The sequence below is a fragment of the Desulfobulbus propionicus DSM 2032 genome (assembly GCF_000186885.1).
GTDB lineage: Bacteria > Desulfobacterota > Desulfobulbia > Desulfobulbales > Desulfobulbaceae > Desulfobulbus > Desulfobulbus propionicus.
Map to the genome: position 1 here is coordinate 1,212,980 of NC_014972.1, position 13,690 is coordinate 1,226,669.

Below are 13,690 nucleotides of genomic sequence, written 5' to 3' on the forward strand. Positions count from 1 at the left end.
AAGAGTTTTCAGCCCAGGGACAAGCAAAAGAACAAAGGGTTGATACAAATTATGCTTCTTCCCGGCGGACGGTCCGTGACCCAGAGGGACGTTGTTCGGGAAAAGGGCGGGGTGGAAAATTACACTTGACAGAAGTCGATGGAATCGGGTTAAATAACGCGCTTTGCGATTAATTATTTCCATTGGCCGTTATAGATTTGAGTGATAGAGAGGAGGAGTCGCATGTATGCAATAATTCGGACCGGCGGCAAACAGTATCAGGTGGAAGCCGGCGACACGCTTCGCGTGGAAAAGCTCCAGGGCGAAGTAGGCGACACCGTGGAGTTAGCAGAGGTTCTTCTGGTGGTTGACGGTGAAACCGTGAAGATCGGTCAGCCCATGGTTGACGGCGCCAAGGTGGTGGCCAAGATCGTCGAGCAGGGGCGCCATAAGAAGGTTATCGTCTTCAAGAAAAAACGTCGCCAGGGTTATCAGGTGAAAAAAGGGCATCGCCAGATGTACACCGCCCTGGCCATCGAGACGATTTCAGCATAAGGGATTAACTGATTTACTGGAGAACACACCATGGCTCATAAGAAAGCAGGCGGCAGTTCGCGAAACGGCCGCGACAGTGCGGGGCAGCGACGGGGCATCAAGCGGTTCGGCGGTCAGATCGTCAAGGCCGGCAGTATTCTGGTTCGGCAACTGGGCACGGTCATCCACCCCGGAACCAATGTCGGCTGCGGCCGTGACTACACCCTGTTTGCCAAGGTCGACGGCACGGTCAAGTACGAGTCCTTCGGCAAGGACCGCAAGAGAGTTTCCGTTTATCCCGCCGAGTAGAGGCGGGTACCTCCTCGTTCGGGGAGGATTGGAGCGCCTTGTTGAGGCGTTTCCCGCAGATCAGGTCGCGGACCCGGCATCATTGTCATTGATGCCGGGTTTTTTCGTATTATCCCCCCTCATGCCTTCCCGGAACAATCATGGGTTTTGTTGACGAAGCGAAATTTTTTGTCAAGGCCGGCGACGGCGGCAACGGGTGCGTCAGTTTCCGTCGGGAAAAGTATGTGCCCAAAGGCGGTCCCAATGGCGGCGACGGCGGCAAGGGGGGCGATGTCTTCCTGGTGGCGGACCGCAACCTACGCTCGCTGATCGATTTTCGCTACCGTTCCCATTTCAAGGCCGAGTCCGGCCTTGGCGGCCAGGGCAGCGACAAGCACGGCCGCGGCGGCAAGGATTCGATCATTCGGGTGCCGGTCGGATCGGTGATCAAGGATGCCGAGACCGGCACGGTTCTGGCCGACCTGATCGAACCCGGGCAGGTCTTTCTCGCCGCCGAAGGCGGCCGGGGCGGATTGGGCAACGCCCGTTTCGCCACCTCGACCAACCGGGCGCCGCGCAAGGCTACCCCCGGCCAGCCGGGCGAAGAACGCTGGCTGGTGATCGAACTGAAACTGCTGGCCGATGTCGGCCTGATCGGCCTGCCCAACGCCGGCAAATCGACCCTGCTGTCCAAACTGTCGGCCGCCAATCCGAAAATCGCCGCCTATCCGTTCACCACCCTGGAGCCGCAGCTGGGCGTGCTGCACCTCAAGTACAGCGAGCCGTGCATCATCGCCGATATTCCGGGGCTGATCGAAGGCGCCCATCAGGGGGTGGGCTTGGGGCATCAGTTCCTCCGTCACATCGAACGGACCTCCATTCTGCTGCACCTGATCGATGCCTCCACCGAGGCGGAGCAACCGTTGCAGGACTACCAGGTGCTGGCCCGGGAATTGGCGGCCTACAAACAGGAGCTGCTCGACCGCACCCACCTGATCGTGCTCAACAAGATCGATCTGATCGACGGGGAACGGTTGGCCGAGGTGAAGGAGCTGTTTGCCGCGGTCCATCTGCCGGTGCAGGTTATCTCGGCCGAGACCGGCGAGGGGCTGGAATCGTTGAAGGCACTGCTCGGTGATCTGCTGGAGGAGCAGCGCGCAGAGGTGGGTCATGACCTTTCAGGTGAATAAGGACGACGGCCTGTTTTACCGTCAAACCCTTTTTGACCAGGCCAAACGGGTGGTGATCAAGGTCGGCAGCGCCGTCCTCACCGACGAGAATGGTCTGGATCTCAACATCATCGGCAATATTGCCCGCCAGGTTTCCTTCCTTCAGTCCACCGGCCGTCAGGTGATCCTGGTCAGCTCCGGGGCGGTCGCCGCCGGCCGCAAACGGCTCGGCGTGGTCAAGACGGCGCACGAGGAGCTCAGGGTCAAGCAGGCCTTGGCCGCCACCGGGCAAGGGCTGTTGATGCAGGCCTACGAGCAGGCCTTTGCCGACTTTAACCAGCCGGTGGCCCAGGTGCTGCTCACCCATGCCGACCTGTCCCACCGGGGCCGCTATCTCAATGTCCGCAATACCATCCTCACCCTGTTTGAGTTCGGGGTGGTGCCGATCATCAACGAGAACGACACGGTTTCCGCCGAAGAGCTGCGTTTCTCCGACAACGATACCCTGGGCGCCTTGATGACCAACATGATCGGCGCCGACATGTTCATCATCCTCACCGATGTCGACAGTCTCTACACCGGCAATCCCTCCGTGGATCCCGATGCCCGGCCGATCTACACCGTGGCCAGCATCACCCGCGACATCGAACGGATGGCCGGTCAGTCCACCAGTTTGGTCGGTACCGGTGGCATGATGGCCAAGATCCGCGCCGCCAAGATGGTGGCCGCCTGCGGCAGCTGCTCGTTCATCGGGCCGGGGCGCCATCCGGACATTCTTCGCGCACTGTTCAGCGGCGAGTTGGTCGGCACCTTTTTCCTGCCCGGCAAGGGCAAGATCAACCGGCGCAAGCACTGGATCGCCTACGTGCTCAAACCGCAGGGATTTCTCGTGGTCGACGACGGTGCCCGCCGGGCCCTGGTGGAGCAGGGCAAGAGCCTATTGCCCTCCGGGGTGACCGAGGTTCGGGGCAGTTTCGCCATCGGCGCGCCGGTGCAGTGTCTGGACCGGAGCGGGGCGGTGATCGCCGCCGGCCTGAGCAATTACGCCAGCATCGACATCGAACGGATCAAGGGCAAAAAAACACGGGAGATCGAGGCAATCCTTGGTGGCAAGGACAGCGACGAGATCATCCATCGCGACAACCTGGTGATCATGGGTCGGGAGGGCGGGCAGTAAAGCCGCTTTACAAGGAGGGCGCTTCGCGTCATAGTGGACCGCATCGACCGAAGCATGCACAGTGTAGTCCGCCGCAATCCGGCGGTTTCAGAGAACAAAAAGGAGAACAGCAATGGATCGCACCCAGATTGAGGCTACCGTTCTGGACATGGTGAACAAGGCCAAGGCCGCCGCCCGGGTCATCGGCGCCATGCCGGCGGCGTTGAAGAACACCATTCTCCTCGAGGTGGGCGAGGCCCTGATCGCCCAGCAGGCGTTCATCCTGGCTGAAAACGCCAAGGACATGGCCGCTGCCGAGCAAAAAGGGATTTCCGCCGCCATGCTCAATCGTCTGCAGATCAGCGAAAAGGGGATCAAGGACATGGTCCAGGGGCTGCGCGAAGTGGCCGCCCTGGAGGACCCGGTGGGCGAGGTCAGCGAGATGCGCCGCCGTCCCAGCGGCATCACCGTGGGCCGCATGCGGGTGCCGCTCGGCGTGATCCTGATGATCTACGAGTCCCGCCCCAACGTGACCATCGATTCGGCGGCCCTGTGCCTCAAGGCCGGCAACGCGGTCATTCTCCGCGGCGGTTCCGAGGCCATCAACTCCAACCTGGCCCTGGCCAAGGTGCTGCAGGAGGTTCTGGCCAAGCACGCGGTCGATCCGGCCATCGTCCAGGTGTTGTCCTTCACCGACCGGGAAGGCATCGACTGCCTGCTGCAGCAGGAAGAATACATCGACCTGGTCATCCCGCGCGGCGGCGAAGGGCTGATCCGGGCGGTGACCGAGAAGTCGCGCATCCCGGTGCTCAAGCACTACAAGGGGGTCTGCCACTGTTTTGTCGATGAGGATGCCGACCAGGAAATGGCCATCCGCGTCATCCTCAATGCCAAGGTGCAGCGGCCCGGCGTGTGCAACGCCCTGGAGGGCCTGTTGGTCCACCGCGAGATCGCGAACGAGTTCCTGCCCAAGGTGGCGACGGCGCTCAAGGAGGCAGGGGTGCGTATCCTCGGCTGCCACCGCAGCTGCCTGCTCTGCGACGAGATGATTGAACCGGCCGGCGAGAGCGACTGGGGCACCGAATTTCTCGATCTGGCCCTGGTGGTCAGGGTGGTGGCCGACCTCGACGAGGCCATGGACTACATCGACCGCTACGGTTCCAAACATACCGAAATCATTCTCACCCGTTCCTATGAGCGTAGCCAGCGGTTCCTGCGTGAGGTGGACGCCTCGGCGGTGATGGTCAACGCCTCGACCCGTTTCAACGACGGCGGCCAGTTCGGCCTGGGTGCGGAGATCGGCATCTCCACCACCAAGTTGCACGCCTATGGCCCCATGGGCCTCAAGGAGTTGACCACGCGCAAGTTCATCGTCTACGGTGCGGGCGAGACCCGCGCCTGAAGGTGGGCGTGTCCTCAGTGGGTCGAACCGTCGGCCTGTTCGGCGGCACCTTCGATCCGGTCCACCAAGGGCATTTGGACTTGGCCTGCCACGTCCTTGAACGGTGCGGTCTCGATAACCTGCTGTTCATTCCGGCACCCCGGCCGCCGCACAAGGGACGGCCGTCTGCATCCTTTGCCCATCGGGTGGCCATGCTCGAGGCGGCCTTGGTCGATTGCCCCGATGGCGGACGGATGCGTTGCTCGGCCATCGAGGCGGAATTGCCCGAACCGTCCTACACCATCCACACGGTGGAGGCCCTGATTCGGCGGCAGCCGGATTGCCGTTATGCGCTGGTGATCGGTGCCGACTCCTTGTTCGACCTGCCCCACTGGTACCGGGCCGCCGAGCTGCTGGCCCTGATCGACCTGATCGTGGTCAGGCGGGATCGAATCGAGCCCACGGCCATTGGGACGACGCTCGCCACTCTGGATTCCTCCTTCCAGGGTGACGAGCATCACCACCGCTGGCGCAACAGCACCGGGCGGACGGTGACCTATCTCGACGATATCGAACTGCCGGTGTCCTCCTCATCGATCCGCGAGGACTTGGCCCTTGGCCGGGAGCCGGCCATGCTGCCGTCGGCGGTGTTGGCCTACATCAAAACCCATCACCTGTACGGCTGGCGGAACAGCGCATGAACTATATCGCCGATCTCCATGTCCATTCCCATTACTCGCGGGCGACGAGCAAGGCCAGCAACCTGTACGGTCTGGCCGCCTGGGCCGCGGTCAAGGGGATTGGCGTGGTGGGGACCGGTGATTTCACCCACCCGGGCTGGTTTGCCCATCTGCACGACTGCCTTGAACCGGCCGAGCCCGGTTTCTTTCGTTTGAAACCCGAACCGGGCCGCGACTGGAGCCAGTGGCTGCCACCGGGACTCCGGCCGGCGACCGCGCCCGAGTCCACCCGTTTTGTCCTCAGCGCCGAGATCAGTTCGATTTACAAACGGGGCGACAAGGTGCGCAAGGTGCACAATCTGCTGTACGCGCCGGATTTCGATGCGGTGCGGCGGCTCAATGCCACCTTGGTCACCCTGGGCAACATCAGCTCCGACGGTCGTCCCATCCTCGGGCTGGATGCCCGCGATCTGCTGGAGATACTGCTTGAGAAGGCGCCCGAGGGTTTCCTGGTCCCGGCCCATATCTGGACCCCCTGGTTTTCCCTGTTCGGTTCGAAGTCGGGCTTTGACCGCATCGAGGATTGTTTCGGCGATCTCAGCGACCACATCTTTGCCTTGGAGACCGGTCTTTCCTCCGATCCGGAAATGAACCGGCTGATTTCTCGCCTGGACCGGTTCACCCTCATCTCCAACTCCGATTGCCATTCGCCGGCCAAGCTGGGCCGCGAGGCCAATCTCTTTGCCACTGACTTCGACTACTTTTCCCTGCGCCAGGCTTTGCGCGCACCGCTAAACGCGGCCGGTGAGCACGTTTTTCGCGCCACGGTCGAATTTTATCCGGAAGAGGGGAAATATCACTGCGACGGTCACCGCAAATGTCAGGTCTGTCAAGAACCCCCGGAAACCCGGAAGACTGGAGGGCGCTGCCCGCGCTGCGGCAAGCCGCTGACCATCGGCGTACTCCATCGGGTGATGGAGTTGGCCGACCGCAGCGAACCGGTGTTTCCCATCGGCAGCCCCGGGGTCCACAGTCTGATCCCGCTGCAGGAAATCGTGGCGGAGCTGCTCGACTGTGGCCCGGCGACCAAGAAGGCGGTGGATGGCTATGCGCGACTGATCAACCTGTTTGGTTCGGAGTTCGGACTGCTGCTGGACACGCCGATCGACGAGATCAGGGCCAAGGGGTCTGCCCTCCTGGCCGAGGCGATCGAACGGGTGCGGACCAACCATGTCATCCGCACGCCCGGCTATGACGGAGAGTTCGGCGTCATTCGCGTTTTTTCCGAGGGGGAGCGCGCCCGTCTGAGCGGCCAGGCCAGTCTGTTCGGCACGGTGGCGGCGGCTTCCCGACACACGCACAAAAGAACCCGGTTGGAGACGACGACCGTCACGACGACCACGGTTGCCTCGCCGCCCGCCTCCCTCAATGTTGAGCAACAGCGGGCGGTGGACAGCGAAGCGCCGCTGATTCTGGTTCAAGCCGGACCCGGTACCGGCAAGACCCACACCCTGGTCAGCCGGGTGCGGCGGACAGCTGGCCGCTCAACGCGGCCCTGCACGGTGATCACCTTCACCAACAAGGCGGCGGCTGAGGTGCGCGAGCGGTTGGGGGAGACGGCGCACACCGGCGCCGGCATCACCGTGGCCACCTTTCATGGCTACTGCCTCAGCCAGCTGCGCCGCTTCCAGCCCGAACTGCGGGTGATCGGGCCCGAAGAACGGGCTCTTGTTCTCGAAGAACTGCATCCCCAATGGAGCGCACGGCAACGGGATGCCCTGGCGGCGGCGATCACCCTCGGCTGCCGTCAGGCGCGTTCGCCGTCAGACCCCGATCAGCAGCGTTATTTTCAATGGCTGGCCGAGCGGTCCTTGATCGACCTCGACGCCTTGGTGCCCCGCACCGTAGCCTTGCTTCGCGGCGGAGGCAACGAGGCCGAGTCCGTGCGAGCCGCCACCGGCCATCTGTTTGTCGACGAGTTCCAGGATGTCAACGAGGCCCAGTACGCACTTGTCACCCTGCTGGCCCAGACGGCCACCGTTTTCGCCATCGGCGACCCCGATCAGGCCATCTACGGTTTTCGCGGTGCCGATCCCCGCTGGTTTCACGCCTTTATCGAGGATGTTCATCCGGAATGTCACCAGCTGGTGTGCAACTACCGCAGCGGCGCGATGATTGTCCGCGCCGCCGAACAGCTGATCAGCCACAATCCCCATCCCGTGCCGCAGGCGCCGATGCAACCCTGCGGCACCGCACCAGGAACGATCCATCTGCAGCGTTGCGCCAACCCCGATCAGGAGGCCATCTTCATCGCCGACCAGATCGAATTGCAGGTGGGCGGCACCTCGCACCGCAGCCTGGAACGGTTCGATCATGCGGAAAACTCCGCCTCTTCCCTGCGGGACATCGGCGTTCTTTACCGCACCTCGCGCCAGGCCGAAGCCCTTGCCACGACGCTCAGCAGACGGGGGCTTCCCTTTCAGCTGGTCGAGATCGAGGCCTATTATACCAAAGGGAACTGCCGCCTGCTCTATCTGTGGATGCTGCTGCTCGCCGGATTGGCCGAATCCTGCCATCTCTTGGAGCTGCTGGGCCAAGAGCAGGGCCTGGGGGAACAAGGGATGAAGGTCGTCCGGACCCAGCTTGGCCGATCCCTTCTTCAGGATAAGCAACGGGGAGGCGTGCTCGACAGCCTCGTCCTCGACGGAACCGCTGGCGCAGCCCTTGCCCGTTTTCGTGCGTTCCATGGCCAACTGGTGGGCCACGACGGGGAACGCTCCCTGGACAGCATCCTAACGGCCCTGATGGAGCGCTACCAGCTCGATCCCCGGGCATCCGACCTAGTGCGCCTGCGAGAGACAGCCCTCACCTTTGGTCGCTCATTTGCGGCCTTTGCCGCCCACCTCCAGCGCTTCAGTGATTCCGTGCTTTACGACCCCCGGGTCGAGGCGGTGACCTTGTCCACCCTCCATGCGGCCAAAGGGCTCGAGTTCCCGGTGGTGTTCATGGCCGGAGTCGAGGATGGCCTGCTGCCGCTGGCGCCGCGCCGGGAACTGGTTGCCGAGGCCCTGCAGGCGCATGTTCAGGAGGAGCGCCGTTTGTGCTATGTCGGCATCACCCGGGCCAGGTCCACCCTCTACCTCACCTGGTGCGGGTCGCGATCCCTCTATGGCGGTCGGGCGGAGGACCGTCAGCCTTCCCCCTTGCTGGCCGAACTGCCAGCCGACGTCTTCACCCCGCCACCGACAATGCAGCCTGCGACCAAACGCAGGCCTGCACACCGGCAACTTTCGCTATTTTCTTGAGCCATGGACCAGCACTCCTCCTCCCTGCAGACGCGTATCGCCGAACTTGAGGCCGAGGTGCAGCGGCTGGAGCGGGAAAACAGGAAACTACGCAAAAAGGCCCGCCAGGCCGACTCGGCCAATCAGGCCAAGTCGGATTTCCTTGCCATGATCAGTCACGAGATACGCACGCCGATGAACGGGGTTATCGGTATCAGCGAGCTGCTGCTCGATACCGATCTACAACCGAGGCAAAAGCATTTTGCGCACCTCATCCGCACCTCGGCCACCAGCCTGCTGACCCTGATCAACAACCTGCTCGACTTTAGCAAGATCGAAGCCGATAAGATGGTCTTGGAAAGCGAGCCCTTTGATTTGCGGGCTTTGCTCGAACAGCTCCTTTCCCTCTATCGGGTAACCGGCAAAAGCAAGGGGCTGCGGGTTAACGCCGAAATCGATCCCTCCTTGTCCCGGCAGTACGTGGGCGATGCCCACCGATTGCGCCAAGTACTGGTCAATCTGCTCGGCAACGCGGTCAAATTCACCGAGCAGGGGGCCATCCTCCTGCGGGTGCGCAAGGAACGAGCAGGGGAAACAGCCGAGCTGCTCCGTTTCGAGGTGGAGGATTCGGGCGTGGGCATTGCCGAGGGTTCCATGGACAAGCTCTTTCAACCCTTTTCCCAGGTCGACAGCTCCTCCACCCGACGGTACGGCGGTACTGGCCTGGGGCTGTCCATCTGTGCCAGATTGATCAAGCTGATGGAGGGCGAATTTGGTGCCCGCTCCGAATACGGCAAGGGCTCGACCTTCTGGTTCTCGCTGCCTCTGAGGGTGGCGCGACAGGCTGCAGAGATCGAAGGCGCGCCTGTGGACAGCGGTCAGCCGCCCACCGCTGTCGCCGAGGTCGAATCGTCGCCGGCTTGCGAGGGAGGCGACCTGCGGCTGTTGCTGGTCGACGACGAGGAAACCAACCGGATCGTCATGGCGGAAACCTTTCGTCCCACCGGCGTGGAGGTGGTCGTCGCCGCCAACGGGCAAGAGGCCATCGAGCTGTGCCGGGACAACAGGTTCAACCTGATCTTCATGGATTGCCAGATGCCGGTCGTCGATGGATTTGCCGCGACTAGAACCATCTTGCAGGAGGCGGAACGCAAACACCGACAGGCACCGCCGGTCATTGCCCTTACCGCCGACGTCACCGCTGCCGCCAAGAAACGGTGCCAGGAGGTCGGCATGGTCGATTACCTGGCTAAACCTATTGATTTCAGACAATTGCAGGTGGTGCTCTCCCACTGGCTTCCGGAGCTGCGCATGTCGGTGGTGCCCAGGTCGCTGGCCGGAACAGCGGAGGTCGCGGGCGTTGACACGCCAAGGGAAAGCGACGGTTCCGCAGTGGTCAACACCGCCGTGCTGGGGCGATTGCGCGAGAATGTCGGCAATCTCGCGCCGGTGATCGGTGTCTTTCTTCGCGCCCTGGACCGACGTGTCGCCGAGTTGGACCAGGCCGTGCAGGCTAGGGACGCCCAGGCCATCAACAAGGTCGCCCATACCATGAAAGGCAGCAGCAGCCAGTTCGGGGCCGAGGAACTGGCCAATCTGTGCCTGCTGGCGGAAAACATGGGCAAGAGCGGCAATATCCAACAAGTTGACCGTATCCATCAGCAGATCGTCGAGTCGGCGGCCAGGGTGAAACAATTTTTCAGTCAACCGCTTGATTAATTTTTAGATCATCCTACAATGATTGAGGATGCGTTCATTGAACACAATATCTTCCATGGGGATGAATAGGTTATGACGGTCTCCCTCTTGTCGGGTGCCACGCCGGTCATTCTGATTGTCGATGATGACGAGGTGATCCGCATGCTCATGCGCCAGTTTCTGGAGGCCGAGGGCTATGCGGTGGTCGAGGCGGAGGACGGCCGTGCGGCGCTGGAAAAAGTGGCGGAACAGTCGTTTGATCTGGTGATCCTCGACATTGCCATGCCGGGCATCGATGGCCCCAGCGTGTGCGAGCACATCCGGTCGTCGATGACGGATCCGCCACCGGTGCTCATGATAACGGCCCTGGACGACGAAAAAAGCATCGAACGGTCGTATGGGGCCGGGGCGGTCGACTACATTCGCAAGCCGCTGCGATGGGCGGTGTTGAAAAATCGTATCCGCTACATCCTGGGTTCCCATCGGGCCAAGCAGGAATTGGAACTGCTGTCGCGCAACTACGAAATGATCCTTGATGCCGCCGCCAACGGCATTTGCGGCGTCGACGACCGGGGCGCGATCAGTTACATCAACCCCGCCGCCCTGAAAATGCTGGGCTACACCAACGACGAGGTCAGAGGGGAAAAGTGTTCGGAGATTTTCAAGATATCCCTGCCCGGCAGCGATGATTTTTCCGAGGCCTGCTGCCCCTATCTGACGCAGCCCGACCAGCGATCGACCGTCTGTTACGACGAGGCCAGGATGCTGCGCAAGGACGGTACCAGTTTCCCGGTGGACTTTCGTTCAACCCCGATCCGCCAGGGACAGCGGTTGGTCGGCGGGGTGCTGGTTTTCCAGGATGTCACCGAGCGGCAGGAAGCGGCGGAGTTGATCCGCTACATGGCCAACCACGATCCGCTGACCAATCTGCCCAACCGCAACTACTTCCGCAGACGATTGCCGCAGGCTGTTTCCCTGGCCAAGCGCTACGGCCGCATTCTCTGCCTGTTGTTCATCGACCTCGACCGGTTCAAGCCGATCAACGACCAGTTCGGCCATGGGGTCGGTGACATCGTGCTGATGCAGGTGGGGGAACGGTTGCGCAGCGTGCTGCGAACCTCGGATTCAGTCTGCCGGCTGGGAGGCGACGAGTTCGTCATCCTGCTGGAGAGTACCGATACCCTGGAGGGCGCCACCCGGGTGGCGCAGAAGGTGATCGATTCGCTCAACGAGCCGATCGAGGCGGGCGATCATATTTGCTTCATTGGCGCCAGCATCGGTATCTCGGTTTTTCCCAACGACTGCAGCGACGCCGAAACCATGCTTCGCCACGCCGATATCGCCATGTACGAGGCCAAGAAAAAAGGCCGTAACTGCTGGCAGTTGTACGCGCCCCTCACATCCCCTGGGCAATCGTCCTGATAATATCCGATTTGCCGATCACCCCCACCAACGTGCCCTCGGCCATCACCGGCAGGGTGTGCATCTTTTTTTCCGCCATCAGGGTGGCCAATTCCTCCAGGTCGGTTTCCGGACCGACGCTGATCAGGGGAGTTGAACAGATATCGCCCACCCTGGTACCGGCCATCTTCCTCAGTTCCTCTTTCATCCGATCCGGCGGTTCAAGAAAGACAAAGGCGTCGAGAATGGCGAAGGCTGTCGGCAAATGGACCTTTTTGTTCTGAAAAATCAGATCGCTTTCGGTGACCACGCCGATCACCTTGCCTGCCTCGTCGACTACCGGGGCGCCGCTGATCTTGTGGGACAACAGCAGGGCCGCCAGTTCGCGCACACTGGTTCGGGCGTTGACCGTGATCACCTCGCGGGTCATGATGTCTTGTGCTTTCAACATGGTCTCTCCTTGGTGGAAGGTGGAATGAAGGTGCCGATGATTTTTGGCAGCAGCTGCGCCACCTCGGAGGCGGCATAGCCGTAGGGGTGTTCGGCGGCCAGGCGATCGGCGGCCAGACCGTGGAGATAGACCCCGAGGCAGGCAGCCTGCCAGGGATCGTAGCCTTGGACCAACAAGCCGCCAATGATGCCGGCGAGCACGTCTCCCATGCCGCCGGTGCCCATGCCCGGATTGCCGGAGGTGTTGATCGCCCATTCACCGCTGCCTGCCGCAATCACCGTGCCTGCACCCTTGAGCACGGTGACGACCGGCGGCCCCGCCGTGCCGATGATCTCGTTGAGCCGCCGAGCGGCGGCGAGGCGGTCGGTCTGGACCTCGCCGATGGTGCAGCCGAGCAGGCGGGCCATCTCGCCCGGATGGGGGGTGAGGATGCGTGGCCCGGCCGGTTGGCCGAGCATTTCCGGATGGGCAGCGAGGATGTTGAGGGCATCGGCGTCGATCACCTGCGCACAGCTGTTTTGCGTGTACAGCCGGAGGATCAGTTGCGCCGTGGTCTCCTCGGTTCCGATGCCCGGGCCAACAACCATGCCGTCCTTGCCTTGGACGGCGGATTCGATGAGGCCATGGTCCTCGACGGAGAACCGTCCCCGGGAAGCGGGCAAAGGCAGGGACATTGATTCGGCAATGGCGGTTTCAAAGATGGGGTTGAGATCCCCGGGTACGGCAAAGGTGACCAAGCCGGTACCGCTGCGCAGCGCCCCCTGACCGCAGAGCAGGGCGGCGCCGGTCTTGCCGAGGGAACCGGCAAGAATGAGCAGGTGGCCGTTTGCACCCTTGTGCGCCGCAGTGGCCCGGTGGCGCAGCAGGCTACCCAGATCGTGGTCCAGCAGCGCCCCCTCCAGTTTCATTTGCGCCACCACCTTGGGGGGAATGCCGATATCGACCCGCTCCAGACGGCCGACGCAAGGACCGCCATGGTGGGCATGGCCGGGTTTGGGCAGGCCGTAGGTGACGGTCAGGTCGGCCTGGACTGCCGCCCCGTGGATGGCGCCGGTGTCGCTGTCCAACCCCGAGGGAATATCGACGCTGACCACCGGCAGCCGATGCCGCTCATGGAGGATGTTGATGCAATTGATCACGTCAAGAAACGGCCCACTGACCTCGCGGGTCAGGCCGGTGCCGAAGAGAGCATCCACCAGGGAGTGCATCGGATGGATGCGGTTGAGCGTCAGCACCGTGTCGATCAGAGTCAGCATCTTCTCCGAATAATCGAGAATCTGGAAGGGCAAGTGCAACCGCTTGAGGATCGCGAAGTTGAGCGCCGCGTCCCTCTGGAGCTGTTCCGGATCGAGGATGAAAAAGACAAAGGGAAAGGCGCCCAGACCGTGTACCGTGCGGGCAATGACCAGGCCATCGCCGCCGTTGTTGCCGGGACCGGCAAAAATGCACACGGTTTTTCCCTTGACCGGCCCAAGGAACCCTTCCATCAGGTCAACCGTTCCCCGGCCGGCGTTTTCCATCAGCACCATGCCGGGAATACCTATCTCTTCAATGGTCCGTCGGTCAAGTTCGCGCATCTGCGCGGCAAGAGCCAGTTGCATGAACGATACACTCCTTTCAAGGGGTTCGAGGGGACTGCAATGGGGCTCCGTCGTTTCGGGTGGAAAAT

At 62.2% G+C, this 13,690-nt stretch carries 11 protein-coding genes; 9 read left to right on the top strand and 2 right to left on the bottom strand.

Features of this window, described 5'->3' with window-relative positions; translation table 11 throughout:
• Positions 1 to 222: 222 nt before the first annotated feature.
• From rplU to DESPR_RS05405, 9 genes are all read left to right on the top strand, one after another.
• Positions 223 to 534, top strand: coding sequence for a 50S ribosomal protein L21 (gene rplU / locus DESPR_RS05365; RefSeq protein WP_015723797.1), 312 nt, complete (start codon positions 223 to 225; stop codon positions 532 to 534).
• A 30-nt stretch (positions 535 to 564) separates the two neighbouring features.
• Positions 565 to 822: a 50S ribosomal protein L27 gene (gene rpmA / locus DESPR_RS05370; protein ID WP_015723798.1), complete on the top strand. Its 258-nt coding sequence runs from the start codon at positions 565 to 567 to the stop codon at positions 820 to 822.
• Positions 823 to 962: 140 nt separating this feature from the next.
• A complete protein-coding gene (gene obgE / locus DESPR_RS05375; protein WP_015723799.1) occupies positions 963 to 1,991 on the top strand; it encodes a GTPase ObgE in 1,029 nt (342 codons plus the stop codon).
• The gene (gene proB / locus DESPR_RS05380; RefSeq protein ID WP_015723800.1) at positions 1,972 to 3,147 is read left to right on the top strand and encodes a glutamate 5-kinase; all 1,176 of its coding nucleotides are present in this window, start codon (positions 1,972 to 1,974) and stop codon (positions 3,145 to 3,147) included. The genes obgE and proB overlap by 20 nt, the downstream gene beginning before the upstream one ends.
• A gap of 112 nt (positions 3,148 to 3,259) precedes the next feature.
• Positions 3,260 to 4,528: a glutamate-5-semialdehyde dehydrogenase gene (locus DESPR_RS05385; RefSeq protein ID WP_015723801.1), complete on the top strand. Its 1,269-nt coding sequence runs from the start codon at positions 3,260 to 3,262 to the stop codon at positions 4,526 to 4,528.
• An 8-nt stretch (positions 4,529 to 4,536) separates the two neighbouring features.
• Complete coding sequence (gene nadD / locus DESPR_RS17085; protein WP_015723802.1) at positions 4,537 to 5,208, top strand: nicotinate (nicotinamide) nucleotide adenylyltransferase; 672 nt, start codon at positions 4,537 to 4,539, stop codon at positions 5,206 to 5,208.
• Positions 5,205 to 8,492, top strand: coding sequence for a UvrD-helicase domain-containing protein (locus tag DESPR_RS05395; RefSeq protein ID WP_015723803.1), 3,288 nt, complete (start codon positions 5,205 to 5,207; stop codon positions 8,490 to 8,492). Before nadD ends, DESPR_RS05395 begins: the two co-directional genes overlap by 4 nt.
• A gap of 3 nt (positions 8,493 to 8,495) precedes the next feature.
• A complete protein-coding gene (locus tag DESPR_RS05400; protein ID WP_015723804.1) occupies positions 8,496 to 10,190 on the top strand; it encodes an ATP-binding protein in 1,695 nt (564 codons plus the stop codon).
• Between the two features lie 72 nt (positions 10,191 to 10,262).
• On the top strand, positions 10,263 to 11,591 hold the full coding sequence (locus DESPR_RS05405) for a diguanylate cyclase domain-containing protein (RefSeq protein ID WP_015723805.1): 1,329 nt from the start codon (positions 10,263 to 10,265) through the stop codon (positions 11,589 to 11,591).
• Here the strand turns inward: DESPR_RS05405 and DESPR_RS05410 are convergent.
• Complete coding sequence (locus tag DESPR_RS05410; RefSeq protein WP_015723806.1) at positions 11,566 to 12,021, bottom strand: CBS domain-containing protein; 456 nt, start codon at positions 12,019 to 12,021, stop codon at positions 11,566 to 11,568. The genes DESPR_RS05405 and DESPR_RS05410 overlap by 26 nt on opposite strands.
• Positions 12,015 to 13,622: a bifunctional ADP-dependent NAD(P)H-hydrate dehydratase/NAD(P)H-hydrate epimerase gene (locus DESPR_RS05415; protein WP_015723807.1), complete on the bottom strand. Its 1,608-nt coding sequence runs from the start codon at positions 13,620 to 13,622 to the stop codon at positions 12,015 to 12,017. The genes DESPR_RS05410 and DESPR_RS05415 overlap by 7 nt, the downstream gene beginning before the upstream one ends.
• Positions 13,623 to 13,690 lie beyond the last annotated feature (68 nt).

Excerpts from the sequence above, each read along its gene's own strand:
- rplU (WP_015723797.1), top strand. The coding sequence starts at position 223 with ATGTATGCAATAATTCGGACCGGCGGCAAACAGTATCAGGTGGAAGCC.
- rpmA (WP_015723798.1), top strand. The coding sequence starts at position 565 with ATGGCTCATAAGAAAGCAGGCGGCAGTTCGCGAAACGGCCGCGACAGT.
- obgE (WP_015723799.1), top strand. The coding sequence starts at position 963 with ATGGGTTTTGTTGACGAAGCGAAATTTTTTGTCAAGGCCGGCGACGGC.
- proB (WP_015723800.1), top strand. The coding sequence starts at position 1,972 with ATGACCTTTCAGGTGAATAAGGACGACGGCCTGTTTTACCGTCAAACC.
- DESPR_RS05385 (WP_015723801.1), top strand. The coding sequence starts at position 3,260 with ATGGATCGCACCCAGATTGAGGCTACCGTTCTGGACATGGTGAACAAG.
- DESPR_RS05395 (WP_015723803.1), top strand. The coding sequence starts at position 5,205 with ATGAACTATATCGCCGATCTCCATGTCCATTCCCATTACTCGCGGGCG.
- DESPR_RS05400 (WP_015723804.1), top strand. The coding sequence starts at position 8,496 with ATGGACCAGCACTCCTCCTCCCTGCAGACGCGTATCGCCGAACTTGAG.
- DESPR_RS05405 (WP_015723805.1), top strand. The coding sequence starts at position 10,263 with ATGACGGTCTCCCTCTTGTCGGGTGCCACGCCGGTCATTCTGATTGTC.
- DESPR_RS05410 (WP_015723806.1), bottom strand. The coding sequence starts at position 12,021 with ATGTTGAAAGCACAAGACATCATGACCCGCGAGGTGATCACGGTCAAC.
- DESPR_RS05415 (WP_015723807.1), bottom strand. The coding sequence starts at position 13,622 with ATGCAACTGGCTCTTGCCGCGCAGATGCGCGAACTTGACCGACGGACC.